This is a genomic window from Paenibacillus sp. FSL E2-8871 (genome assembly GCF_038000345.1).
Classification (GTDB): Bacteria; Bacillota; Bacilli; order Paenibacillales; family Paenibacillaceae; genus Paenibacillus_AQ.
Genome location: NZ_JBBOBV010000001.1, coordinates 5,556,834 through 5,580,981 on the forward strand (window position 1 = coordinate 5,556,834; position 24,148 = coordinate 5,580,981).

At 45.1% G+C, this 24,148-nt stretch carries 14 protein-coding genes, 15 tRNA genes and 3 rRNA genes; 24 read left to right on the plus strand and 8 right to left on the minus strand.

Features of this window, described 5'->3' with window-relative positions:
* Positions 1–32 precede the first annotated feature (32 nt).
* On the plus strand, positions 33–737 hold the full coding sequence (locus NYE25_RS24995) for a hypothetical protein (protein ID WP_341147115.1): 705 nt from the start codon (positions 33–35) through the stop codon (positions 735–737).
* 113 nt (positions 738–850) lie between these two features.
* Here NYE25_RS24995 and NYE25_RS25000 read toward each other — a convergent pair whose 3' ends face one another.
* On the minus strand, positions 851–976 hold the full coding sequence (locus NYE25_RS25000; RefSeq protein WP_052404154.1) for a DUF4023 domain-containing protein: 126 nt from the start codon (positions 974–976) through the stop codon (positions 851–853).
* A 167-nt stretch (positions 977–1,143) separates the two neighbouring features.
* On the opposite strand from NYE25_RS25000, the gene NYE25_RS25005 reads away from it, so the two are divergent.
* The 20 genes from NYE25_RS25005 to NYE25_RS25100 all read left to right on the plus strand — a co-directional run bounded on the left by NYE25_RS25005 (position 1,144) and on the right by NYE25_RS25100 (position 12,920).
* Positions 1,144–5,460 (plus strand): S-layer homology domain-containing protein, encoded by a 4,317-nt coding sequence (locus NYE25_RS25005; protein WP_341147116.1) that lies wholly within the window; start codon positions 1,144–1,146, stop codon positions 5,458–5,460.
* A 473-nt stretch (positions 5,461–5,933) separates the two neighbouring features.
* Positions 5,934–7,491: ribosomal RNA gene (locus NYE25_RS25010) — 16S ribosomal RNA — on the plus strand.
* A gap of 242 nt (positions 7,492–7,733) precedes the next feature.
* Positions 7,734–10,662 (plus strand): 23S ribosomal RNA (locus tag NYE25_RS25015).
* A 73-nt stretch (positions 10,663–10,735) separates the two neighbouring features.
* Positions 10,736–10,852: ribosomal RNA gene (gene rrf, locus NYE25_RS25020) — 5S ribosomal RNA — on the plus strand.
* Together the 16S, 23S and 5S rRNA genes with 15 tRNA genes alongside form the textbook arrangement of a ribosomal RNA operon.
* A 58-nt stretch (positions 10,853–10,910) precedes the next feature.
* Positions 10,911–10,987: transfer RNA gene (locus NYE25_RS25025), tRNA-Ile, on the plus strand.
* Between the two features lie 3 nt (positions 10,988–10,990).
* Positions 10,991–11,066, plus strand: a tRNA-Asn gene (locus tag NYE25_RS25030).
* Positions 11,067–11,071: 5 nt separating this feature from the next.
* A tRNA-Ser gene (locus NYE25_RS25035) sits at positions 11,072–11,164 on the plus strand.
* A 63-nt stretch (positions 11,165–11,227) separates the two neighbouring features.
* Positions 11,228–11,299: transfer RNA gene (locus NYE25_RS25040), tRNA-Glu, on the plus strand.
* A gap of 6 nt (positions 11,300–11,305) precedes the next feature.
* Positions 11,306–11,381, plus strand: a tRNA-Val gene (locus tag NYE25_RS25045).
* A gap of 17 nt (positions 11,382–11,398) precedes the next feature.
* Positions 11,399–11,475 (plus strand) — tRNA-Met (locus tag NYE25_RS25050).
* Between the two features lie 72 nt (positions 11,476–11,547).
* Positions 11,548–11,624 (plus strand) — tRNA-Met (locus tag NYE25_RS25055).
* A 25-nt stretch (positions 11,625–11,649) separates the two neighbouring features.
* Positions 11,650–11,727 (plus strand) — tRNA-Asp (locus tag NYE25_RS25060).
* Positions 11,728–11,743: 16 nt separating this feature from the next.
* A tRNA-Gln gene (locus NYE25_RS25065) sits at positions 11,744–11,818 on the plus strand.
* A gap of 7 nt (positions 11,819–11,825) precedes the next feature.
* Positions 11,826–11,901 (plus strand) — tRNA-Lys (locus NYE25_RS25070).
* Positions 11,902–11,916: 15 nt separating this feature from the next.
* Positions 11,917–12,000 (plus strand) — tRNA-Leu (locus NYE25_RS25075).
* A gap of 6 nt (positions 12,001–12,006) precedes the next feature.
* Positions 12,007–12,081: transfer RNA gene (locus NYE25_RS25080), tRNA-Gly, on the plus strand.
* Between the two features lie 8 nt (positions 12,082–12,089).
* Positions 12,090–12,166 (plus strand) — tRNA-Arg (locus tag NYE25_RS25085).
* Between the two features lie 30 nt (positions 12,167–12,196).
* A tRNA-Pro gene (locus NYE25_RS25090) sits at positions 12,197–12,270 on the plus strand.
* A gap of 12 nt (positions 12,271–12,282) precedes the next feature.
* A tRNA-Gly gene (locus NYE25_RS25095) sits at positions 12,283–12,353 on the plus strand.
* 102 nt (positions 12,354–12,455) lie between these two features.
* Complete coding sequence (locus NYE25_RS25100) at positions 12,456–12,920, plus strand: YdeI/OmpD-associated family protein (protein WP_340974179.1); 465 nt, start codon at positions 12,456–12,458, stop codon at positions 12,918–12,920.
* Positions 12,921–13,020: 100 nt separating this feature from the next.
* On the opposite strand, the gene NYE25_RS25105 is transcribed toward NYE25_RS25100, so the two are convergent.
* A complete protein-coding gene (locus tag NYE25_RS25105) occupies positions 13,021–13,476 on the minus strand; it encodes a GreA/GreB family elongation factor (protein WP_076299073.1) in 456 nt (151 codons plus the stop codon).
* A gap of 394 nt (positions 13,477–13,870) precedes the next feature.
* Here NYE25_RS25105 and NYE25_RS25110 point away from each other — a divergent pair, with 394 nt between their 5' ends.
* Positions 13,871–14,065: a sporulation protein Cse60 gene (locus NYE25_RS25110; protein WP_042184993.1), complete on the plus strand. Its 195-nt coding sequence runs from the start codon at positions 13,871–13,873 to the stop codon at positions 14,063–14,065.
* Positions 14,066–14,221: 156 nt separating this feature from the next.
* Here NYE25_RS25110 and katA read toward each other — a convergent pair whose 3' ends face one another.
* Both katA and glgP read right to left on the minus strand, forming a co-directional pair.
* A complete protein-coding gene (gene katA / locus NYE25_RS25115) occupies positions 14,222–15,679 on the minus strand; it encodes a catalase KatA (protein ID WP_341147117.1) in 1,458 nt (485 codons plus the stop codon).
* A gap of 250 nt (positions 15,680–15,929) precedes the next feature.
* A complete protein-coding gene (gene glgP, locus NYE25_RS25120) occupies positions 15,930–17,546 on the minus strand; it encodes an alpha-glucan family phosphorylase (protein WP_341147118.1) in 1,617 nt (538 codons plus the stop codon).
* Between the two features lie 277 nt (positions 17,547–17,823).
* On the opposite strand from glgP, the gene rbsK reads away from it, so the two are divergent.
* Together rbsK and aroD are read left to right on the plus strand one after the other, a co-directional pair.
* Entirely contained in the window at positions 17,824–18,750 is a 927-nt protein-coding gene (gene rbsK / locus NYE25_RS25125) for a ribokinase (protein ID WP_256716273.1), read from the plus strand.
* Positions 18,747–19,511, plus strand: a complete 765-nt coding sequence (gene aroD / locus NYE25_RS25130) for a type I 3-dehydroquinate dehydratase (RefSeq protein ID WP_341147119.1) — start codon at positions 18,747–18,749, stop codon at positions 19,509–19,511. The genes rbsK and aroD overlap by 4 nt, the downstream gene beginning before the upstream one ends.
* A 70-nt stretch (positions 19,512–19,581) precedes the next feature.
* On the opposite strand, the gene NYE25_RS25135 is transcribed toward aroD, so the two are convergent.
* From NYE25_RS25135 to NYE25_RS25150, 4 genes are all read right to left on the minus strand, one after another.
* Positions 19,582–20,358, minus strand: coding sequence for a MerR family transcriptional regulator (locus NYE25_RS25135; RefSeq protein ID WP_076283814.1), 777 nt, complete (start codon positions 20,356–20,358; stop codon positions 19,582–19,584).
* A 138-nt stretch (positions 20,359–20,496) separates the two neighbouring features.
* Positions 20,497–21,384: a carbohydrate ABC transporter permease gene (locus NYE25_RS25140; protein WP_081382815.1), complete on the minus strand. Its 888-nt coding sequence runs from the start codon at positions 21,382–21,384 to the stop codon at positions 20,497–20,499.
* 16 nt (positions 21,385–21,400) lie between these two features.
* Complete coding sequence (locus NYE25_RS25145) at positions 21,401–22,285, minus strand: carbohydrate ABC transporter permease (protein ID WP_076283815.1); 885 nt, start codon at positions 22,283–22,285, stop codon at positions 21,401–21,403.
* Between the two features lie 93 nt (positions 22,286–22,378).
* The gene (locus NYE25_RS25150; RefSeq protein WP_179085735.1) at positions 22,379–23,677 is read right to left on the minus strand and encodes an ABC transporter substrate-binding protein; all 1,299 of its coding nucleotides are present in this window, start codon (positions 23,675–23,677) and stop codon (positions 22,379–22,381) included.
* Positions 23,678–24,148: the final 471 nt, after the last annotated feature.

The following is a 24,148-nucleotide window of genomic DNA, read 5'->3' on the forward strand; positions in this document are numbered from 1 at the left end:
ACAAAGATTGAACTTTCGAGGAGGGCTTACTTATGAAAAACAAAAAAAAAATTATAGCAACAATGGTGTTTGGGATGGTAGTCACAGGATCAGCCGGTGTGTACGCAGGAACTAAACTTCAGAAAATTACGGCATATCTCAATCACAGCATTGGATTTAAGGTGAATGGCACGGCTTATACGCCAGTTGATAATAAAGGAAATGCACTGGCACCAATTACGTATAACAATACAACCTATCTTCCTGTACGTGCGATTGCTGATGTGATGAAGGTGCCTGTGACCTTTGATGCGGTGAACAATCAGGTTATTCTTGGCACAGGAGGCTCGGTGACTGACACTATTTCTCTGACTCCAGTACAATACAGCAACACTCAGAAAGAAGAGATTGTTAAAGCCTTCGCCAATTTCCAAGGTTTTGAAACAGCCTATGCACCTACTCAAATGGTGAGTGGAGACGCATTTCAAAAAGTAGTGGGTTCAGATGATGGTGTGAACTTTCTGTTTAAGCAGATGAAGGTGAACATTTCTCCTCGTGATTACGCTTACGAATATAAAGGTGAAACCGTAAAGCTCTCTAACGGAACCGAAGCTAAATGGTATAGTCCATCCACCGATTCGTTGTTCTTGACCTATAAACTGGATGATCGTTTTGTTACTATTAGTTCCCCGAATAAAACACTGAGTAAGACGCAATTAGAAAAAGTAGCAGTAAATGTAGTGAAATGGACGAAATAAGCCCTCATTAGCACTTATCTTTGTGCCTTAAAAAGTAAAGCAGCAAGTCTCCCGTAGTTGAAGAGGCTTGCTGCTTTTTTTTTCGTGTTTGGGAGCCAATGATTTAAACGCTTTTACTTACTGTGCTGTTTATTTGGCAGCTTTTGACTTGGTGTACTTTTACCGTGATTTTCTTTATTCTTTTCAGCTTTCTTTTGGGTGTCGTGTACTTTTTCTACAAAAGCATGAGTATCGTCCATGTTTATCCTCCTTGATTGGCAACCTTGCCGTTACTGTAACCACTTTTGTAAGAATACATACACGATGTACTTTACAAACTTCTATGTTTATAAAGACATTGCGAAAATATTTAATAGTTACTATAAATGGATGCAAGCATTTCATAGAACAGTAAGGGAGACTGATTATGAACAGGTTATTTAAACAAGCTGTATCCATGACCTTAGCTTTCGTTATGGTACTGGGAATTACATTCACAGGAATACCAGCTTATGCTGAAGACAGCAATGGGGATGCTGGACTACTGCAATTACAATCGTTAGAGCCTGTTACATTATTGGCAGGGAATTCTACGTGGAAGTATCTAGATCACGGAACAGATCAAGGGACGGTATGGCGGTCCGTGTACGATGATTCAACATGGGCGTCTGGCCAAGCGCCGCTTGGTTATAAAGATAGTGGATCCGGAGTCAGCAGCAAGCAATTTGGTGCTCTGAATACAAATATAAGCTACGGTTCTAATAAGAGTATGAAATATCGTACTTCTTACTTCCGTACAATCGTAACGGTGAATAAGGAAGAGATTGCGAAATCAGATAAAATCTTGGGTAACTTCGCATTTGATGACGGAGCTGTACTATATTTGAACGGCAAAGAAATCTACCGTGAGGCTATGCCAGCGGGCGAAATTAATTTTCAAACAAAAAGTTCAACTAACTTAAGTGATCCAAACGAATATACCAAGGTAGACCTTACCGAAGTAGTAAAGGCTAACTTGAAGGATGGAAGTAATGAGCTTTCAGCTGAGGTGCATCAGTCGAGTGATGGTAGCTCTGACCTCTATTGGGATATGAACCTGATTGCTTATCCGGTAGTAGAGCCTGTAGAACCTGGAGTTGGTAAGCCTGAGTCTATCGCACTTACTTTTAACGGAAACCCTCAGACTAGTATGGGATTCAACTGGTATGCACCTGAGAGTGTGACGGGTACCAAGCTTGAAGTATTAGAAGCTTCTAAATTAGTGGACGGTCAGTTCCCGGTAGGTGCTCAAACTTACGAAGGAACATCGGTTACAACAAGCGTGTATATGACCAAAGCGGATAAGTCAGCCAAGAAACCAGTAGTACTGACTAGTCATAAGGTCATTGCTGATCACCTGCAGCCGGGAACGGAGTATGCTTACCGTGCTGGGGATGGACAAGCTGACAATTGGAGTGACATCGGAACGTTTACAACAGAAAGCTCCAGTAATCAGGCATTTAAGTTCTTATATACAACGGACTCTCAAGGAACAACTGAAGGTGATTTTGATATTTGGAATCATACCCTTCAAGAAGGATTGGCTAAATTCCCGACAAGCGAATTCATTCTGAATTCCGGTGATTTGGTAGACAACGGTGATATTGAGGAGCAATGGGGATGGTTCTTCAATAAACCAAAGGATATTCTAGCAAATATTCCATTGGTTCCACTGGTAGGTAATCATGAAAGTAAGAGTTATAGCAATTACACAACTCATTTTAATTTACCTAATGTCTCGAATACGGGCGCAAAACCAGATGGCTCTGTATATTCTTTTGACTACGGTTCAGCACACTTTATGGTTATTAATACAGAATATTATGGTGCTAGCTCGAGTCTTGAGAATAACGAAATTTACAAAAAACAAGTAGAGTGGCTGCGCAGTGAAGCCGCGAAAAGCGATCAGAAGTGGAAGGTTGTGCTTTTGCATAAATCACCTTATTCAGTTGCCAGTCACACAAATGATACAGATGTACTCTATTACAGAGCTAATTTGACAAAGGTATTTGATGAGCTTGGTATTGACATGGTTATCGGAGGACATGACCACACCTATACTAGAAGCTATCAAATGTACAACAATCAGCCGTTGACGGATATTAAGCCGGACAAAAACGGAGTGGTAACTGATCCTAAGGGTACGTTATACCTGATTACAAATGCAGCGGGTAATAAAAAATATAATGTTGGCGCAGGTCCGTTTCCTTTTGCAGCTAAATACGAGCAGCCTGGTAAGGAAATGTTCACAGGAATGACTGTAACGAATAATGAATTTTCATACGAAGCCTACACCACGACAACTGGTGGATCTACTGACTTGTATGATAAATACAGCATTCATAAGTCTGACGTAGCTGTTAAACCTGTGCAAAATGCAAAAGCTACTGTAGCAGATGGCGGTAAAATCACGTTAACTTGGGATGCGCCTGCATCCGGTGCACCGGTATCAGGATATCGCATTTATGAGCAAAATGATCTGATATCTGCAAACTGGACTCTCAGTGTTCCTAATACGGAAGGTCAAACTTCTTATAGTTACACTGTAGAAAATACTAATCCGAACCAAACCTATCAATTTGTTATTAAAGCTGTAAGTGACAGAACCAATTCAGAAGCTAAAATTGCTTCTACCGACTCTATCAAAAAAGTTACAGTTACCTTTAACGGCGACCCAGTGAGTGCAAAAGGATTCACTTGGTACACAGCGTTGAAATCTTCAGGAAGCGACCTGCAGGTTGTAGAGAACACGGGCGTTACTCCAGACTTTACAAAAGCTGCTGAGTTTACAGGACGTTCAGCTGTTTCCAGAAATTCAAAGGATGAATTAGTTCATAAAGCTGAAGCTTCTGGCCTTAAGGCTGATACGAAATACTACTTCCGTGTAGGTGATAAAGCACTGGGATTGTGGAGTGCAGTGGGAACTTTCGAAACAGCTGCTAAGACAGGTGCATTTACTTTCATCGATCTGGCGGACACACAAGCTAAGACCGAAGATGAGGCTATTCTTTCTGGAGAAACGATGGCAAAAGCACTTACGACATTCCCGAATGCTGAGTTTGTGGCGATTAACGGAGATATCGTAGATACTGGAACCAATGAATCACAATGGAATTGGTTGCTTGGCCATTCGCAGGAAACCTTGCTCAATACGACTATTGTTCCAGTTGCGGGGAACCATGAGGATAAAGCGAATGCCTTCTATGAGCACTACAATATTAAGGAAGCTGCAGGCTCACCAACAGAAACAGGAGCATACTATTCCTATGATTACAGCAATGCGCACTTTGTAGTCTTGAACACGAATGAGAATTCGGATGAATATGCTAACTTCAGCAAAGCACAGTTGGATTGGATGAAGGCCGATGTAAAAGCAGCGAAGGTTGCTGGAGCGAAGTGGATTATCGTCGCTATGCATAAAGGACCATATACAACCTCTAACCATGCTACTGACAAAGATATTATGGGCGCTAATGGAGAAAGAGCGAAAGTCGCTCCAATGATGGCTGAACTGGGCATTGACTTGGTTCTTCAAGGCCACGACCATATTTATGCACGGACGAAGCCAATCAAGGCCGACGGAACTGCAGCAGACACAGTGAAAATCAAGGAAAGCTTCAATGGTCAAACGGTAGAGTACACAGTAAACCCAGATGGAACAATATATCTGATTCCAGCTACGGCAGGAGCGAAGGTTTACTATAAGAACATGAAGAAAGAATTGGGAGATGCTTACTATAATCTCTTTGAAGTAGCCAATGAGAATACAGCAGCTAAATACGGAGCGGACCCAAGTGATGCTACGCGTCCAATGCGCGGTCAAGTTCAGACCTTTGTTGGTATTACTGTAGATGCAGGGAAGCTGACAGCTGTATCTTATGAGATTGATCAGAATGTTAATGAGGCTAAACCATATGTTCTTGAAGAGTTCGGTATTGTTAAGGGCGATGAGAATGGTGGAGTTACACCAACACCAACACCAACGCCAACAACAGCACCAACAACAGCACCAACAACAGCACCAACAACAGCACCAACAACAGCGCCAACAACAGCACCAACAACAAAACCGACAGCAACACCAACACCAACACCAACAGTAGCGCCAACAGCTACACCAGCACCGACAACGGCGCCTTCACCAACTGCGACGCCAGTTAGTAAGCCATCTTTAACGGATACTAGCAATCACTGGGCGGCTGCTGTTATCGAGAAAGCAGTAGCAGCTGGCTTCGTTAGTGGTTATCCGGATGATACTTTCCGTCCGAATCAGAAAGTAAATCGGGTTGAATTTATCACAATGCTGGCACGTGCATTGCAATTGCCGGAGAATGGTGACACTTCAAGCTTTAAGGATTCTGCGAAGATTCCAGCATGGGCTAAGTCTTTTGTGGCACAGGCTGTATCTCTGCAAATTATCAGTGGCTATGATGATGGAACATTCCGTCCTACGCAGGAGCTAACACGTACAGAATTAGCAGTTATGATTGTTCGTGCTCTTGGTATTACGGTAGATCCTAAAGCGACATTAACCTTCAATGATGCTAAGGATGTACCAGCATGGGCAGTGCCATATATTGCAGCAGCAGCGAAATCAGGCCTTGTGAATGGTGTAGGGCAGAATAAATTTGCACCTAACCAGAAGGCAACAAGAGCAGAGGCGGTTACCATAATCCTTGCATTATTAGAAAAAGGGCAAAAGTAAACTATTATCTGCGTGAAATGAACTCAAGCCTAGTTTGTATCGAACAAAGGGGGGCTCAGCTAATCGGCTGAGGCCCCTTTGTGTTTAATAAGATTTTTATTTGAAGCCTTACGCTGACCAAGAAGCTACCAAAGTTAGCGGAGTATTATGATGGAGAAGTAACGGAATATGAAATAATATGATTTTTTGAAATAATGCTTGCAATGAATCTCTATACATGATATATTCTATTTCTGGCCGAGAAACACACATGCCGAGCTCGAAAAAGAAGTTGAAAAAAGAGCTTGACATTAAACGGCTGAACATGATATAGTATAAGAGTTGCTGCTGAGACATTAAACGGCGCCAACGAGAACTTGATCTTTGAAAACTGAACAACGAGTGAGTAGGAAATCACGAAAGTGAAATCCAAAATTAGAGAATTAATTTTCTCGTCAGATGTTTCAAAATGAGCATATCGCTCTTTTCAATACTAATTGGAGAGTTTGATCCTGGCTCAGGACGAACGCTGGCGGCGTGCCTAATACATGCAAGTCGAGCGGAGTTATTTTGAAAGCTTGCTTTCAAAATAACTTAGCGGCGGACGGGTGAGTAACACGTAGGCAACCTGCCCCTTAGACTGGGATAACTACCGGAAACGGTAGCTAATACCGGATAATTTCTTTTTTCTCCTGAAGAAAGAATGAAAGACGGAGCAATCTGTCACTGAGGGATGGGCCTGCGGCGCATTAGCTAGTTGGTGGGGTAACGGCCCACCAAGGCGACGATGCGTAGCCGACCTGAGAGGGTGAACGGCCACACTGGGACTGAGACACGGCCCAGACTCCTACGGGAGGCAGCAGTAGGGAATCTTCCGCAATGGACGAAAGTCTGACGGAGCAACGCCGCGTGAGTGATGAAGGTTTTCGGATCGTAAAGCTCTGTTGCCAGGGAAGAACGTCCGGTAGAGTAACTGCTACCGGAGTGACGGTACCTGAGAAGAAAGCCCCGGCTAACTACGTGCCAGCAGCCGCGGTAATACGTAGGGGGCAAGCGTTGTCCGGAATTATTGGGCGTAAAGCGCGCGCAGGCGGTCATTTAAGTCTGGTGTTTAAACCTTGGGCTCAACCTGAGGTCGCACTGGAAACTGGGTGACTTGAGTACAGAAGAGGAAAGTGGAATTCCACGTGTAGCGGTGAAATGCGTAGATATGTGGAGGAACACCAGTGGCGAAGGCGACTTTCTGGGCTGTAACTGACGCTGAGGCGCGAAAGCGTGGGGAGCAAACAGGATTAGATACCCTGGTAGTCCACGCCGTAAACGATGAGTGCTAGGTGTTAGGGGTTTCGATACCCTTGGTGCCGAAGTTAACACAGTAAGCACTCCGCCTGGGGAGTACGGTCGCAAGACTGAAACTCAAAGGAATTGACGGGGACCCGCACAAGCAGTGGAGTATGTGGTTTAATTCGAAGCAACGCGAAGAACCTTACCAGGTCTTGACATCCCTCTGAATCCACTAGAGATAGTGGCGGCCTTCGGGACAGAGGAGACAGGTGGTGCATGGTTGTCGTCAGCTCGTGTCGTGAGATGTTGGGTTAAGTCCCGCAACGAGCGCAACCCTTAACTTTAGTTGCCAGCAAGTAATGTTGGGCACTCTAGAGTGACTGCCGGTGACAAACCGGAGGAAGGTGGGGATGACGTCAAATCATCATGCCCCTTATGACCTGGGCTACACACGTACTACAATGGCCGGTACAACGGGAAGCGAAGCCGCGAGGTGAAGCCAATCCCATCAAAGCCGGTCTCAGTTCGGATTGCAGGCTGCAACTCGCCTGCATGAAGTCGGAATTGCTAGTAATCGCGGATCAGCATGCCGCGGTGAATACGTTCCCGGGTCTTGTACACACCGCCCGTCACACCACGAGAGTTTACAACACCCGAAGTCGGTGGGGTAACCCGCAAGGGAGCCAGCCGCCGAAGGTGGGGTAGATGATTGGGGTGAAGTCGTAACAAGGTAGCCGTATCGGAAGGTGCGGCTGGATCACCTCCTTTCTATGGAGAATCGTCTTCTGCAATGAAGACATTCAAATCGGAAGCTAAGCTTCCACAACTCACTCGTTGCTCAGTTTTGAGAGTTTAAGCTCTCAGTAAGACTTGATCCTTGAAAACTGGATACCGAAACGAATTTGCGTTTTAGAACATCTTTTAGCAACTTGTGCAAACAAGTAAATGTTATTAGTGAGATGATTCCAAAGAGAATGTCATTGTATGATATTTTCCTGCGGAAAAATCAAGGTTAAGCTAATAAGAGCACACGGAGGATGCCTAGGCGCCAGGAGCCGACGAAGGACGTGGCGAACAACGAAACTGCCTCGGGGAGCTGTAAGCAAGCTTTGATCCGGGGGTGTCCGAATGGGGAAACCCAGCTGTGGTAATTCGCAGTTACTCATCTCTGAACACATAGGAGATGTAGAGGCAGACCAGGGGAACTGAAACATCTAAGTACCCTGAGGAAGAGAAAACAATAGTGATTCCGTCAGTAGCGGCGAGCGAACGCGGAACAGCCTAAACCTAAGAGCTTGCTCTTAGGGGTTGTGGGACGTCTCACATGGAGTTACAAAGGAATATGGTAGGTGAAGAGGTCTGGAAAGGCCCGCGATAGAGGTAAAAGCCCTGTAACCTAAACTGTGTTCTCTCCGAGACGGATCCCGAGTAGTGCGGGGCACGTGAAACCCCGTATGAATCCAGCAGGACCATCTGCTAAGGCTAAATACTACCTGGCGACCGATAGTGAAACAGTACCGTGAGGGAAAGGTGAAAAGCACCCCGGAAGGGGAGTGAAATAGAACCTGAAACCGTGTGCTTACAAAAAGTCAGAGCCCTATTAATGGGTGATGGCGTGCCTTTTGTAGAATGAACCGGCGAGTTACGTTTAACATGCAAGGTTAAGTCGAGAAGACGGAGCCGCAGCGAAAGCGAGTCTGAATAGGGCGAATGAGTATGTGGACGTAGACCCGAAACCGTGTGATCTACCCCTGTCCAGGGTGAAGGTGCGGTAACACGCACTGGAGGCCCGAACCCACGCATGTTGAAAAATGCGGGGATGAGGTGGGGGTAGCGGAGAAATTCCAATCGAACTCGGAGATAGCTGGTTCTCCCCGAAATAGCTTTAGGGCTAGCCTCGGTATAAGAGTAGTGGAGGTAGAGCACTGATTGGGTGCGGGGTCCGCAAGGATTACCAAGCTCAGTCAAACTCCGAATGCCATATACTTATTGCCGGGAGTCAGACAGTGAGTGCTAAGATCCATTGTCAAAAGGGAAACAGCCCAGACCATCAGCTAAGGTCCCCAAGTGTGTGTTAAGTGGGAAAGGATGTGGAGTTGCACAGACAACCAGGATGTTGGCTTAGAAGCAGCCACCATTGAAAGAGTGCGTAATAGCTCACTGGTCGAGTGACTCTGCGCCGAAAATGTAACGGGGCTAAACACACCACCGAAGCTATGGCTAGATACGTATGTATCTGGGGTAGGGGAGCGTTGTATGTGGGTTGAAGGTGTACCGTAAGGAGCGCTGGACAGCATACAAGTGAGAATGCCGGTATGAGTAACGAAAAGATCAGTGAGAATCTGATCCGCCGAAAGCCCAAGGTTTCCTGAGGAAGGCTCGTCCGCTCAGGGTAAGTCGGGACCTAAGGCGAGGCCGAAAGGCGTAGTCGAAGGACAACAGTTTGAAATTACTGTACCACCGTAATCCGCTATGAGCGATGGGGTGACGCAGGAGGGTAGTGACGCGGACTGATGGATATGTCCGTCTAAGCAGTGAGGCTGATGTGTAGGCAAATCCGCACATCATTAAGGCTGGGCTGTGATGGGGAGCGAAAATTACAGTAGCGAAGGTCATGATCTCACACTGCCAAGAAAAGCCTCTAGCCAGGAGAAGGTGCCCGTACCGCAAACCGACACAGGTAGGCGAGAAGAGAATTCTAAGGCGCGCGGAAGAACTCTCGTTAAGGAACTCGGCAAAATGACCCCGTAACTTCGGGAGAAGGGGTGCCCCGGTAGTGTGAATAGCACGAGGGGGCCGCAGTGAAAAGGCCCAAGCGACTGTTTAGCAAAAACACAGGTCTGTGCGAAGCCGCAAGGCGAAGTATACGGGCTGACGCCTGCCCGGTGCTGGAAGGTTAAGGGGAGTGGTTAGGGGTAACCCGAAGCTATGAACCGAAGCCCCAGTAAACGGCGGCCGTAACTATAACGGTCCTAAGGTAGCGAAATTCCTTGTCAGGTAAATTCTGACCCGCACGAATGGCGTAACGACTTGGGCGCTGTCTCAACGAGAGATCCGGTGAAATTTTAATACCTGTGAAGATGCAGGTTACCCGCGACAAGACGGAAAGACCCCATGGAGCTTTACTGCAGCTTGATATTGAATTTGGGTACGATCTGTACAGGATAGGTGGGAGCCGTAGAAATCGGAGCGCAAGCTTCGGTGGAGGCGCCGTTGGGATACCACCCTGATCGTATCTAGGTTCTAACCTAGTACCCTAATCGGGTACGGGGACCGTGTCAGGCGGGCAGTTTGACTGGGGCGGTCGCCTCCTAAAGAGTAACGGAGGCGTTCCAAGGTTCCCTCAGAATGGTTGGAAATCATTCGAAGAGTGCAAAGGCATAAGGGAGCTTGACTGCGAGACCTACAAGTCGAGCAGGGACGAAAGTCGGACTTAGTGATCCGGTGGTACCGCATGGAAGGGCCATCGCTCAACGGATAAAAGCTACCCTGGGGATAACAGGCTTATCTCCCCCAAGAGTCCACATCGACGGGGAGGTTTGGCACCTCGATGTCGGCTCATCGCATCCTGGGGCTGAAGTAGGTCCCAAGGGTTGGGCTGTTCGCCCATTAAAGCGGTACGCGAGCTGGGTTCAGAACGTCGTGAGACAGTTCGGTCCCTATCTGTCGTGGGCGCAGGAAATTTGAGAGGAGCTGTCCTTAGTACGAGAGGACCGGGATGGACGTACCGCTGGTGCACCAGTTGTTTCGCCAGAAGCATGGCTGGGTAGCTACGTACGGACGGGATAAGCGCTGAAAGCATCTAAGCGTGAAGCCCCCCTCAAGATGAGATTTCCCAATTAGTAAGACCCCTTGAAGACGACGAGGTAGATAGGTTGGAGGTGGAAGTGCAGTAATGCATGGAGCTGACCAATACTAATCGGTCGAGGGCTTATCCTATACTTAGAACGCAAATTCAATTCGGATTCAGTTTTCAGGCATCAAGCCTGAGCATTTACGATGTAAATGCCCGTTTGGTGGCGATAGCGGAGGGGTTCCACACGTACCCATACCGAACACGACCGTTAAGCCCTCCAGCGCCGATGGTACTTGGACCGAAGGGTCCTGGGAGAGTAGGACGTCGCCAAGCGGACAACCACATTACCCGTGGTATTTTTTTTGCCCTTAATATTGATGTGTCTTAAAAAGGGCCTTTAGCTCAGCTGGTTAGAGCGCACCCCTGATAAGGGTGAGGTCGGTGGTTCGAGTCCACTAAGGCCCACCATATTCCCTGATAGCTCAGTTGGTAGAGCACTCGACTGTTAATCGAGTTGTCACAGGTTCGAGTCCTGTTCGGGGAGCCATTTATGGAGAGGTGTCCGAGTTTGGCCGAAGGAGCACGATTGGAAATCGTGTAGGCGCCACAAGCGTCTCGAGGGTTCGAATCCCTCTCTCTCCGCCATGAATTTACTTCCCTGTTAGGGATGAGAAGCCTTGGTGGTTCGTTGGAACATAAGATTAGCATGGCCCGTTGGTCAAGGGGTTAAGACACCTCCCTTTCACGGAGGTAACATGGGTTCGAATCCCATACGGGTCATAACATGGAGGCTTAGCTCAGCTGGGAGAGCATCTGCCTTACAAGCAGAGGGTCGGGGGTTCGATCCCCTCAGCCTCCACCATATTCATTTAAGAACGACGCGGGGTGGAGCAGCCCGGTAGCTCGTCGGGCTCATAACCCGAAGGCCGCAGGTTCAAATCCTGCCCCCGCAACCAAATTTTCCTTAAGCATGATGTTTTGGGACTAGCTGGTTTAGTGTGAATGAATAGTATATAATTATTAAATGACGCGGGGTGGAGCAGCCCGGTAGCTCGTCGGGCTCATAACCCGAAGGCCGCAGGTTCAAATCCTGCCCCCGCAACCAATTTACTCTTATGCATTATGTCTATGGAACCGTGGTGTAGTTGGCCTAACATGCCTGCCTGTCACGCAGGAGATCGCGAGTTCGAATCTCGTCGGTTCCGCCATTTAGTTAATTATTGTTGGGGATTAGCCAAGCGGTAAGGCAACGGACTTTGACTCCGTCATGCATAGGTTCAAATCCTATATCCCCAGCCATTTATGAGAGCCATTAGCTCAGTTGGTAGAGCACCTGACTTTTAATCAGGGTGTCGAAGGTTCGAGTCCTTCATGGCTCACCATTATTTTTAAAGTGTGCGCGTGTGGCGGAATGGCAGACGCACCAGACTTAGGATCTGGCGTTTCACGACGTGGGGGTTCAAGTCCCTTCACGCGCACCATATTTTGCGGAAGTGGCTCAGCGGTAGAGCATCGCCTTGCCAAGGCGAGGGTCGCGGGTTCGATTCCCGTCTTCCGCTCCATAATTTTTGCGCCCTTAGCTCAGCTGGATAGAGCGTTTGACTACGAATCAAAAGGCCGGGAGTTCGAATCTCTCAGGGCGCGCCATTTTTATTACTAAGTAATTACATGTTTTGACGGGATGTAGCTCAGCTTGGTAGAGCACCTGGTTTGGGACCAGGGGGTCGCATGTTCAAATCGTGTCATCCCGATTTTATACCTTTGCGGGTGTAGTTCAATGGTAGAACTTCAGCCTTCCAAGCTGATAGCGTGGGTTCGATTCCCATCACCCGCTTATAATTAAGAAACATCTGTCTATTATAGGCAGGTGTTTTTTTGTATAGTTACATTCATATGGATACAATAGAACTTAGGGCTTTTAGTTGAGGAGGTAGCAATGTTTGAATTTGAAGCTAAATTAGTGCGACCTGATGCAAGTGGGAGCTGGACTTATCTTAACGTCCCTTTTGATGCCGAACAAATATTTGAAACAAAGTCCAGAATACAGGTAAAAGGAAGTGTAAATGGAATCCCCTATAGAGGAACGCTTATGCCCCATGGAAACGGAAAGCATTTTATGGTGGTAAAGAAAGAACTACGGGATCTAGCCAAAGCTCAACCCGGTGATATTGTGCATGTGACGATGGAGCAAGATCATCAATTACGGGAGGTAGAAGCCCCAGAGGATTTCCTTGATGCGTTGAGTAGCCATGAGCAGGCAGAAGCTTATTATAACGGTCTGGCTTATTCTTATCAGAAGGAATATGTATCTTGGATCGAAGCGGCGAAAAGACCTGAGACCAGAGCATCTCGTATCGAAAAATCAGTCAGTAAACTGGGTGAAGGATTGAGGCTCAAATAAAAGTATGAAGTGTGCTTAGCAGGCTGAATAGATTAACAGCGTCCTCTTCCATAAGATTGGAAAGGGACGCTGTTAATGTTGGTGATATATGCGAGTGGGCTTAAATAAGAACGGCTACCTCACCACAATTCACAAACTTAATACTTTCGATTTTTACTGATAACTCACCTGAAGGAATAGCTAGCTGACATGTACTGCCGATCTGAGCTAACAGCAACTGCATGCCAATAGGCGAGAACATTGAAATCTTGTTATCATTGGGTTCTGCCTGGTTTGGAAATACGATGGTGTAGGTATCTGTAGTATTGTCGTCTAAGTAGCGTAGCTGAAGCTGACTTCCAATCAATACGAGTGAATTCAATTCTTCACCATTAAAACGGGAAAGTAATTGTTCCAGCTCGGAGCAATAATGGGACAACAGCGTTTCAGCATTACTTCTTTGTTTGCTTCGTTCCGGGAAATACTGATTTAGAAATGCGATTTTTTCCTCATCAAAATAAATAAGCTGCTGGACCAGTTGTGTCCTTGAGCCTTCATAAATTAGACTATGGTTCATAGTAGATTTCACCCCCTCTAAGTAGCACATTCTTTGCAAATTTGTTATGACGCGTTGCCATATTAAAATCCCCCCTATACAAATAGAGGTCCCCTAGAGGGAACCTTCTGATCAGTATAACAGCTTCTATATGTAAATCCAATCCATTTTGCAAAGGCAATAAATTCTTACTAAATATTGTATTTAAAACGTTTGACTATTGTATAGTTGGGTGCTATGATAGGCTGATGTTATAGGCATTTCGTAGAAAACTGCGGAATGCCTATACTATATTTCGAAGATAATTTTACATTAAATGTTACCAGGGGAGTGATACGCCATGTACATTTCGTTGAGTTCACCTATAGAATCTAGACATAAAAAGTAACTATAATTTATTAAAGGAGAGATCAGGATGATTCAAGTAAAAGAGTTTGTAGATGCTGATAATTCGTATGCTGAGAATAAGGCTAATGAGTTCTTGGCAGGGCTGCGTGAGGAACAGGTTGTGAATATCTGTTACGGTTCGGTAGTTAAATCTTCACGTGATGGGGCAGAGCATCAAAGAAGCAGTATACTGGTCGTGTATAAGACAAATGAAGGGCAATAACTGGAATACTTTTTTTTCGTGCTTATCTGTTGTCTCCACGCTATGCATTGTGATCGTTCTTATATATTATATGTTTTAGCTTTTCTTATGAAAAAAGAGGACCTTTCCCATTTACGGGTAAAGGTCCTCTTTGATTGTATAAGTGCAATTACAGTCTTATATTCCGTCTGGAACGGATAATCCTAAGCTGGATGCAACACGCTGTCCCAATTCCGGATCAGCTTTATAGAAATGAACAATTTGACGAAGTTTAATATCGTTACTTTCAACTGGTGTCATAGCGCCTACGATATTTTGAACAAGACGGGTACGTTCTTCTTCACTCATCAGGCGATACAAGTCACCAGGTTGTGTATAATGGTCATCACTATTGTAGGAGACACTTTCGGCATTTCCAGATACTTCGAAAGGTGATGTTTTGTACTGTGGTGCTTCTTTAGGTCCACCTAAGCTGTTAGGTTCGTAATAGGCACCGGATCCGCCATTGTTGCCGAGTGCCATGCCACCGTCACGTTGATAGTTCTTCACTTCTACTTTTGGACGGTTGATAGGCAGGCTGTTATGGTTAGGACCTACACGGTGACGATGAGCATCGCCGTAAGCAAACAGTCGACCCTGTAGCAATTTATCAGGAGAAGCTTCAATACCAGGGACGAACGAGCCAGGAGAGAACGTAACTTGCTCTACTTCCGCGAAGTAATTCTCTGGATTACGATCCAGTACCATGCGGCCTACCTCAATTAATGGATAATCTTTTTGCGACCATACTTTGGTTACATCGAATGGATCAAAGCGGTAAGTGTTCGCATCTTCGATCGGCATAATCTGCACGTAGAGCTTCCACGCTGGGAAATCTCCTTTATCAATAGCATTGAACAAGTCTTCTGTATGATAATCTGGGTTCTCCCCAGCTATTTTGGCGGCAAGATCTGGAGCAAGGTTCTTAATGCCTTGTTCTGTTTTGAAATGATATTTCACCCAGACAGCATTGCCTTCGGCATTTACCCACTTGAAGGTGTGGCTTCCGAACCCGTGCATATGTCTTAGCGTAGCTGGAATTCCGCGATCTGACATCAAAATCGTAACCTGATGTAGAGATTCCGGCGATAAAGACCAGAAGTCCCAAACCGCATTAGGGTTCTTTAAGTGTGTCTGTGGATCACGCTTCTGTGTATGAATAAAGTCGGGGAACTTGATTGCATCACGAACGAAGAATACAGGTGTATTGTTACCTACGAGATCATAGTTTCCTTCTTCGGTATAGAACTTCACAGCAAAACCACGTGGGTCTCTTACAGTATCAGCAGAACCTAGCTCCCCAGCTACCGTTGAGAAACGGATGAACAGTGGGGTACGCTTGCCTACCTCAGATAAAAAATTAGCTTTTGTATATTGAGTTAAATCCTGAGTGACCTCAAAATACCCATGAGCGCCAGCACCCTTAGCATGAACGACACGTTCAGGAACACGTTCTCTGTTAAAGTGGGCTAATTTTTCAAGCAGATGGACATCTTGCAGCAAAGTAGGACCACGATCACCGGCTGTCATTGAATTTTGATTGTCGCCTACTGGAGCACCCCAGCTGGTCGTAAGATTATTATTATTGGAGCTCATTAATAGAATCACCTCGTAAGATTTGATTTTAGATTTAGTATAAGTTCTATATTAATGTTTTTTGGGGAAAATGCAACACTTTTTGAATAATTGACACATTACAGTATGTGGTAATCGTCGTCCCATTCAGATATATATGATAGATAGAGTGATTAATTACTAAGCAGAGTTAAAAAAGAAACAGCGCACCTCTACCATCACTGGAGGGTGCGCTGTTCTATTTTGATATAGGAATATCCGTTTTCTGTACTTAGTTTTTAATGTACATTCTGTTATAGTATTCATCCAGCATTCTTTTGGTGGCAAATTCGGTGCGAGTGGTTTCGATACTCTTCTTCATCATTTGTACCCACTGTTCACGATTCTCATAATAGGTTGGGAGTACTCGATTCAATAGGGTGTCGTATAGCGCATCACTATCATGCTTATCCAGAACCTCGAAGTCAGTAGTCTCGAAGCCGTCTCCGATCTGCCAGCCATTCTCGCCATCTATACAGGCTTCCGGCCACCAGCCATCTAGAATAGAGCAGTTCAATACGCCGTTCATGGCTGCCTTCATCCCGGAGGTACCACTTGCTTCCAATGGTCTACGCGGATTGTTGAGCCAAATATCAGAACCGCGTGTCAGCTGTGCGCCGATAGTCATATCGTAATTCTCCAAGAAGACAACACTCTTCGGATATTTTTTCATCATCGCCACTAAATTGCTGACGATTTTTTTGCCGTTATCATCGAGTGGATGAGCTTTGCCAGAGAAGACAATTTGTATTTTGCCGGACTCCAGATAAGGCTCAATAATTTCTGGCTGCGAGAAGATCAGGTCACTGCGTTTATAAGGAGCGGCTCTGCGTGAGAAGCCAATGAGTAGATTGTCAGCATTTAGACTAATGCCGGACCGTTCTTTGATGAAATTAATCAGTTCACCCTTAATTTCTTTATGCACTGCCCATAAATCGCCATTTTGTTCATAGGCTTGTGTCATTCTTTCATCTACCCAGGTAGGGGTATGAATGGCATTAGTAATGCCAATGATGTCCGATCTTCCGGCAACCTCTTTCCACATCTTATTGGCTGTATCCGCATGAAGCTGAGCCACTGCATTGGAAATACGGGAGAGTCGCAGACCGGCAACCGTCATGTTGAACGGCTCACCACCGATACGCTCCATCTGGTCGCGGGTTAAGCCATTGAATGCACTCATATACTCTAAGCGGTCGAGCGGATGGGTTTCGTTGCCTTCTTTTATCGGCGTATGTGTAGTGAACACAACCTCTTCCCGAGTAGCTTTCCAAGCTTCCTCAAAGGTGCTGCCTCCGGACATCTTCTCACGAATGAGCTCGATGGCTGCTAAGGCTGCATGGCCTTCATTGAAATGATAGACATCAATCGGAATGCCGAGAGCACGCATAGCTTTTACTCCGCCGATCCCGAGTACGATCTCTTGAGCGATCCGTTCCTCACCGAACCAGCCGTACAATTGTCCAGTAATCCAAGCATCATTATTCTCGGGGATATCCGTATCCAGTAAATACAACGTGCTGTTGCCAAAATAATCAATCTTCCATACTTTGCACACCACATCGGTCTTTCTGACTTTTACGGTTACCTTCACCCCTGTATCTTCAAGAAAATCATAAACATAATTGTGATAGGAGTCGTATGGATTACCGTTCGCATCAATTTTTTGATCCGTATAACCTTGTTTCCACTTCAGCCCGATAGGGATGATAGGAGCATTGATGTCTTTAGCTCCCTTAATGTAGTCTCCGGCGAGAATTCCAAGCCCTCCGGCATACATTTTAAAATCGGAATGTAACCCGTACTCCATACTGAAATAAGCTACTGATGGTAATTTTTGTTCGTTCACTTGATAAGCCTCCTAATCGCGGATTAGATTGAATTGCAGTAAAGCTGCTGGCATTATCTACGATGCAAACGTTTGCTCAAAAAACAGTCATCAATCGTTGTGGAAGCGATTGCACCATCATTCTAGCACACTTTATCTACAAAAGCATAACGTCAATTTGGTGAAAATAGCCAATTAGGGGCAAAATCAACGGAAGTGATTGATAAAGTGAAGGGAAGACCCTAAGATAAAGAGATTGAAGAAATAATTATTGGTGGTGTTTAAGTTGGGTATAGTTGTGATTGGAAGCTTAAATATGGATATGGTAGTACGTACGAACCGGGCACCGAATGCAGGAGAAACGCTTATGGGACAAGCATTTGCTCTATCTCCCGGTGGAAAAGGAGCGAATCAAGCCGTTGCCGCAGCACGTCTGGGTGCTGAGGTTAGTATGATCGGCAGCGTCGGAAAAGATACCTTTGGAAGCGAAATGCTGGAGATTATTAAGCAGGAAGGTATTCATATAGAACATATCTCAGTGAGTGAAACGGAGGCAACAGGTGTAGCTTCAATCGTTATTGAAGAAGATGGAGAGAATCGTATTATAGTTGTTTCTGGGGCGAATATGGAGCTTTCTGCGGAAGATATTCAGATGTTGGCGCCTGTAATTCAACAAGCTAAGTTAATCGTGCTACAGCTTGAAATGGATTTAGCAATGACCGAACAGGCTGTTGCTATTGCCCATGGTTATGGGATTCCAATCATTTTAAATCCTGCACCAGCCAGAAGGCTTAAGGATGAGATGTTAAGTCAAGTAACCTATTTGACGCCAAATGAGACGGAAGCAGGAATTCTAGCTGGGATGACTGTCGATAGTATAGAGACGGCTGAGCAGGCTGCCCGTATTTTGCTACAAAAGGGTGTTAAGAACGTTATTGTAACTTTAGGTGCTAAAGGCACATTGTTAGTTAATGCTGAGGGGACCAAGTTAGTTCCTGGGTTCCCGGTAAAGGCAATAGATACAGTTGCTGCGGGAGATTCCTTTAATGGTGCACTCGCACAGCAGTTAGTCTCAGGTAAGTCATTGGAGGAAGCGTTACGCTTCGCGAATGCTGTCGGTGCTTTGGCTGTTGGGAAAGCAGGTGCAATACCGTCACTGCCGTATTTGCCTGAGGTTGAAAATTTTATAAAGCATGTATCGGATGATAAGGAGCTAAAATCATGAGCAGAACATTAATCGTTAAAAATGTAGTGATCGGTGAAGGAATACCTAAAATATGCGTCCCGTTAATTGGTGCTACCCTTACTGAACTGAAGCAGGAAGCTGAAGCCTTAAAAGAGCTAAATCCTGATTTGGTGGAGTGGCGTACGGATTTTTTTGAAAAAGTGGAGGATTTAGAAGCAGTGAAGTCAGCGTTAAGTGATATTCACGCGATCATTCCGGATCTTCCGCTGATCTTTACGTTCCGTAGTGCGAAGGAAGGTGGAGAGAAGCAGGTCAGTATAGAATATTACATAGCTCTTAATGTTGCTGCTGCTGAGAGTGGGCTAGTAGATATTATTGATGTTGAATTGTTTAATGAGGAACAGGATGTACGAGGATTAGTTGAGGCTGCTCACGCTCATAACGTAGCTGTTATCATATCGAATCATGATTTTCATAAAACACCTCCCAAAGAGGAGCTAATCTCGCGTCTATGTAAGATGCAGGAGCTTGGTGGGGACTTGCCTAAGATAGCAGTTATGCCTCAAGATGCAGGTGACGTTCTGACCTTGCTAGAAGCCACTCATATTATGAAAACTAAACATGCAGATCGCCCGATTATTACGATGTCCATGGCAGGAGCAGGAGTAGTCAGCCGTCTGTCGGGTGAAATCTTCGGTTCAGCATTAACGTTTGGGGCCACGCATAAGCCGTCTGCACCAGGCCAGGTCGCTGTAGCTGAGCTTCGGAATGTTTTATCGCTGCTGCATCGTAGCTTGTAAGAGGTATCAACAGAGATTCGAAAAAATAGAGCAGGGACCGGAATTCCGGCACTGCTCTATTTTTATCTCATTATTTTGCTCCTGTATACACATGCACTGCATCTCTTAAGAACGCTGCAAGTCCAGGACGGTGCTTGTCATAGTAAGCTGTGAAACGCTCATCATCCACGTACATTTGAGCTACACCCGCATGTGCTTCTTTGGTATAAGAATTCCAGTAGAAGGAGAGCCATTGGCGATGCAAGTCAGCACTCTTTTGTGCCAATACGCTAGCAGGATCTCCAGCTTCCATCGCCTGCAACAGGAACTCGAACATTTCCGACTCGATCTGCTGTATAGCCGCATACTGTTCTTCAGTCATACCCTTCAGCTTCTTGTTGGACTGATCTACCGTGCTGTCTCCGTATTTTTCCCGAATCTCCTGACCATATTTCTTCTCGTTATCCTCAATCAGCTTTTGCTTAAAGCCCTCGAATTTCTCTTTATCACTCATTATAATTTGTCCTTCCTTATGAGCCAGCGTCTGTTCGACGTTAGCAATTAATAGATCTAGCTGTTGTCTCTTTTCCAGTAGCTTATCATGATGCTTTCGTAGTGCTCTCGTTCCGTCAAAGGACGGTTGTGTAACAATCTCTCTGATGTTCTCTAGACTTAAACCAAGCTCTCGATAAAATAGAATTTGCTGCAGCAAATCTACTTCACGCTGACCGTAAATACGATACCCGGAAGAGTTGATTCTAGCCGGCTTAAGAATGCCAAACTCATCGTAATATCGCAAGGTCCGTGTACTAACACCAGCTAACTCCGCAAGCTTCTGCACTGTGTATTCCGTAGTATCACCTCCCACAAATTCACTGTACACCTTTACGTAGCGTAAAGGTCAAATATTATTTTATAGTTACCAAAAACAGCGGCAGCTACCCTCTGAATGATCATTGGGAAGACTACCGCTGTTTAATTATATTATTTATGTTGTGATAGGAGACTATTTAAGTGCACCTTCGGTCAGACCCGCAACGATATAGCGGTGAAAGAAGATATACACAATAATCATCGGCAGTGTAATGATAGCGAGTGCGGAGAACAGTAGCTTGTAATCGGTCATATACCTGCTGGAGAACGCCAAGAGTCCGACTGGGATGGTTTTTAAGGCATCATTCTGGATGTACAGCATGGCAAGCAATAGTTCATTCCAGGAATTTAACGCCGAGAAAATGCCAACCGTAGCCATGCTAGGGATCAACAGAGGGAAAATGATCTTTCGGTAGAGCAACCAGTCACCACAGCCATCCATGCGTGCAGCCTCCATAAGCTCTCTGGGAACGGAGTCTAAATAGGCTTTAAGCAGGATGACCGCAAGTGGCAGCCCAGTTCCAATATAAGGTATAATCAGTGCCCAATAAGAATCCTTCAAATTCAGTTGCTCAAAAATATAGCTCTGTGCAATAAAAAACGATTGCAGAGGCATAAACAGACCGAATACGAACATCAGCATTAGGAGGCTGCTTCCACGGAAGCGAAGCTTGCTAAAGGCGAAGGCTGCGAGGCTTGCGAATAGCAGAATGCCAATGACAGTTAATATCGTGACAATGATGCTGTTCTTAGCGTAGGTACTCATATTGCCGATATTCCAGGCTTTTGACCAGTTCTGTAGATTAATCGTTTCCGGTAGTGCAAACGGAGTTGAGAAGATCTTATTATTTTCACGGAAGGATGAAAGGATCAGCCAAACAATCGGATAGAAATAGAAGCACGAGAGCACGATCATGAAGATATAGTATCCAATATGCGAGAACCATTTATTGTTGGACGTAGCTTTGACGGAGTTGCTGTTTTTTTTAATAGGAATGACAGTGGTGGTTAGTGGGGGCATATACAGTTCTCCTTTCTCAATACTCCAGCGCGTCGGAGTCCTTCTTAGTTAATTTGCCGGTAACGAGTCCGATCACAGCGATAACAATCGTCATGATGACAGCCAGCGCGGAGCCATAGCCGATGCTCATATGAGTAAACACGACTTTGACGAGATAGGTAGTAACAATTTCCGTTGAGTTATAAGGACCACCATTGGTCATAACATAGAACAGGTCGAAGGCTTGAAACCCAGTTAACACACATAGCAGGATTCCCGTTTCCACCAAATTACGAATCATTGGAATTTTAATTTTGAAAAAAATATGTCTTTCTCCTGCACCATCCAGATAAGCAGATTCATAGACCTCCTTGGAAATACGCTGTATGCCAGAATAAAAGATAGTCATATAGAATCCAGCATATACCCATCCGGAGACAATACAAATTGCGTATAGTGCGGTATCAGGGTTGCCTAGCCAGACGCGTGTCCAGCTCTCCAGGCCGATTGTGTCCAGCAGCATATTGACGATCCCAAAATCGGAATTGTAAACAAATTTCCACAGGTAGGAGATAACAATCATTGGTAACATGACAGGAACAAAGAAGGCGAGTCGGAATAGTCCGCTGCCTTTGCGACCCATTGTTATTAAACCTGCAAGTCCAAGTCCGACTAATACTTCCACAAATACCGTAGCAACAATATAGATAAGTGTATGTCCATAGGAGCTAATATAAATACGGTCATGAAAAGCCCGAATATAGTTGTCGAAGCCTGTGAAGGTCATTGCGCCGATCCCGTTCCAGTCATAGAAGCTGAATACGAAGGTCATGAGAACAGGCACAAGCACGACAAAGGCAAATATCAATACAGCGGGGGCTGTGAACAAGTAAGGGGAAAGCTTATTACTTTTGCCGGACATGACAATACCTCCAGTTCATAAGTATGAGGAGACCGCCCAAGGTATACTGCTGATGAGCGGTCTGATGAGACTTATATAAAGGATGAGGAATGTTTATTTAAGTGGGGCTATGGTTGTTTCCAATTCGGATAATGCGTCTTCCGGGGATTTGGCTCCACCAATTATTTGAGATGTAGCCATATTTAAGGCATTTGCAACCTCGATGGAATAGCCGGTATCAGGAGGCGATACTAGAGCAGGTGCATTTTCCATCAGATCATTTAAGCTTAACGAGAGCGGGTGGGTCGTTTCGGTATTAATACCATCTTTAGTGATCGGTACAGCCCCGGCATCGGATAGCTTTTTAGACGATTCAGCTGAACTATATAATTTCATAAAATCAATGGCTTCGTCGATCAGCTTAGAGTTCTTGTTGACGACCATACCATTAAGTACGCCGATTACACTATCCTGATTGCCTTTACCTTCCGGCATGACTGGAGTATTGAAGTAGCCTAGCTGAAGATCAGGGTTTTCTTCAACAGCGGTTGGGACAAGCCAACTACCAATGGGGTGCATGGCCGCGCTACCGTTCAGGAACATCATGTCACCTTCACTGTCGTTGAGGGCATTCACATTGTCGTTGATGTAGCCTTTATCCCATAGCTCCTGTACATAGGTGTATGCTTTAATGAAATCTTTTGAATGAAACGGTTGCTTTAACTGCAGCGCTTCACTGTAAGCATCTTCTCCTACTACTCTAGAAATGACATGGGCAATCCAGTTGCCGGCTGTCCATAGATCGGAGTTACCGATAACAAGCGGCGTAATGCCGGCATCCTTAAGCTTCTGGCACACTGTAAGGAACTCCTCCCAGGTGGTAGGCGGTTCAAGACCTTGCTTACTGAAGATTTCTTTATTGTAAAAGATCACATTTGTCACATCGCCTGCTGTTGGAATCATATACGTCTTGCCGTCGACAATCATACCGTTGAAGGTGCCGTCAGCAAACATATCCTTCAGGCCTGAGCTTTGTAGTTGTTCGGTAATATCTGCGGCATAACCATCGCTTACTCTTGTCTGTAGCCGTTGTCCAGCCCACTCGAAATAGAGGTCGGGAGCATTTTTGCCGCTGAGTAGATTGGGTAGCCCGATGGTCTGGTATGTATCATCATCCTGATAGTTGAACTCAACTTTAATCCCCGCATGTTGGCTTTCGAATTCCTTTCCAATGTCCTCCCAGACTTTAATTAAACCTTCACCTGGTGAACCCATGGCAATGCGAAGTGTCTGCGTTTTTCCCTCAGTAGTGCCTGTGTTTACTGCTGTGCTCTCTTTGTTTGAGGTGGAGGAACAGCCTGCCAAAGTAGTAATCAGCATTGATGCAACTAGTCCAATCATCCATTTTCTCAATCGATCATCTCTCCTTGAGTTTAATAGAAACAATAATGAAATTGACATCGTGCTTACTTCCTATACTGCTAAGAGTGCCTAAGTTTCTTCTTCCATTAGCTTTCGTGTGATTTAAGTTAACACAGGAGGGCGATGTTGGCATGAGCTAAGAGGAGTAATAAATTGGATGAAATAAATGTAGTAACAACTTAGTTCTCATTATTGATTATATTTAATGTGATGTCAATCACTTTTGAGATTTTAATAAGAAAAATAATGCAGGAATGCTAACTGTAATCCGGGGGCTTTAAAAATTAACATTAGTGAATGAAAGCGCAAACAAAAGTGGATGTATAAGGGTTTATATTCTAAAGGGTTTTGAATTATGCTGAATAAAATTAAAATGAATGCACTCTAAATAAGCTATTGACAATTTGTTATGATTAAAAATAGAATGTGATTAAACGTTACTACAAATTATGAGAATATTAC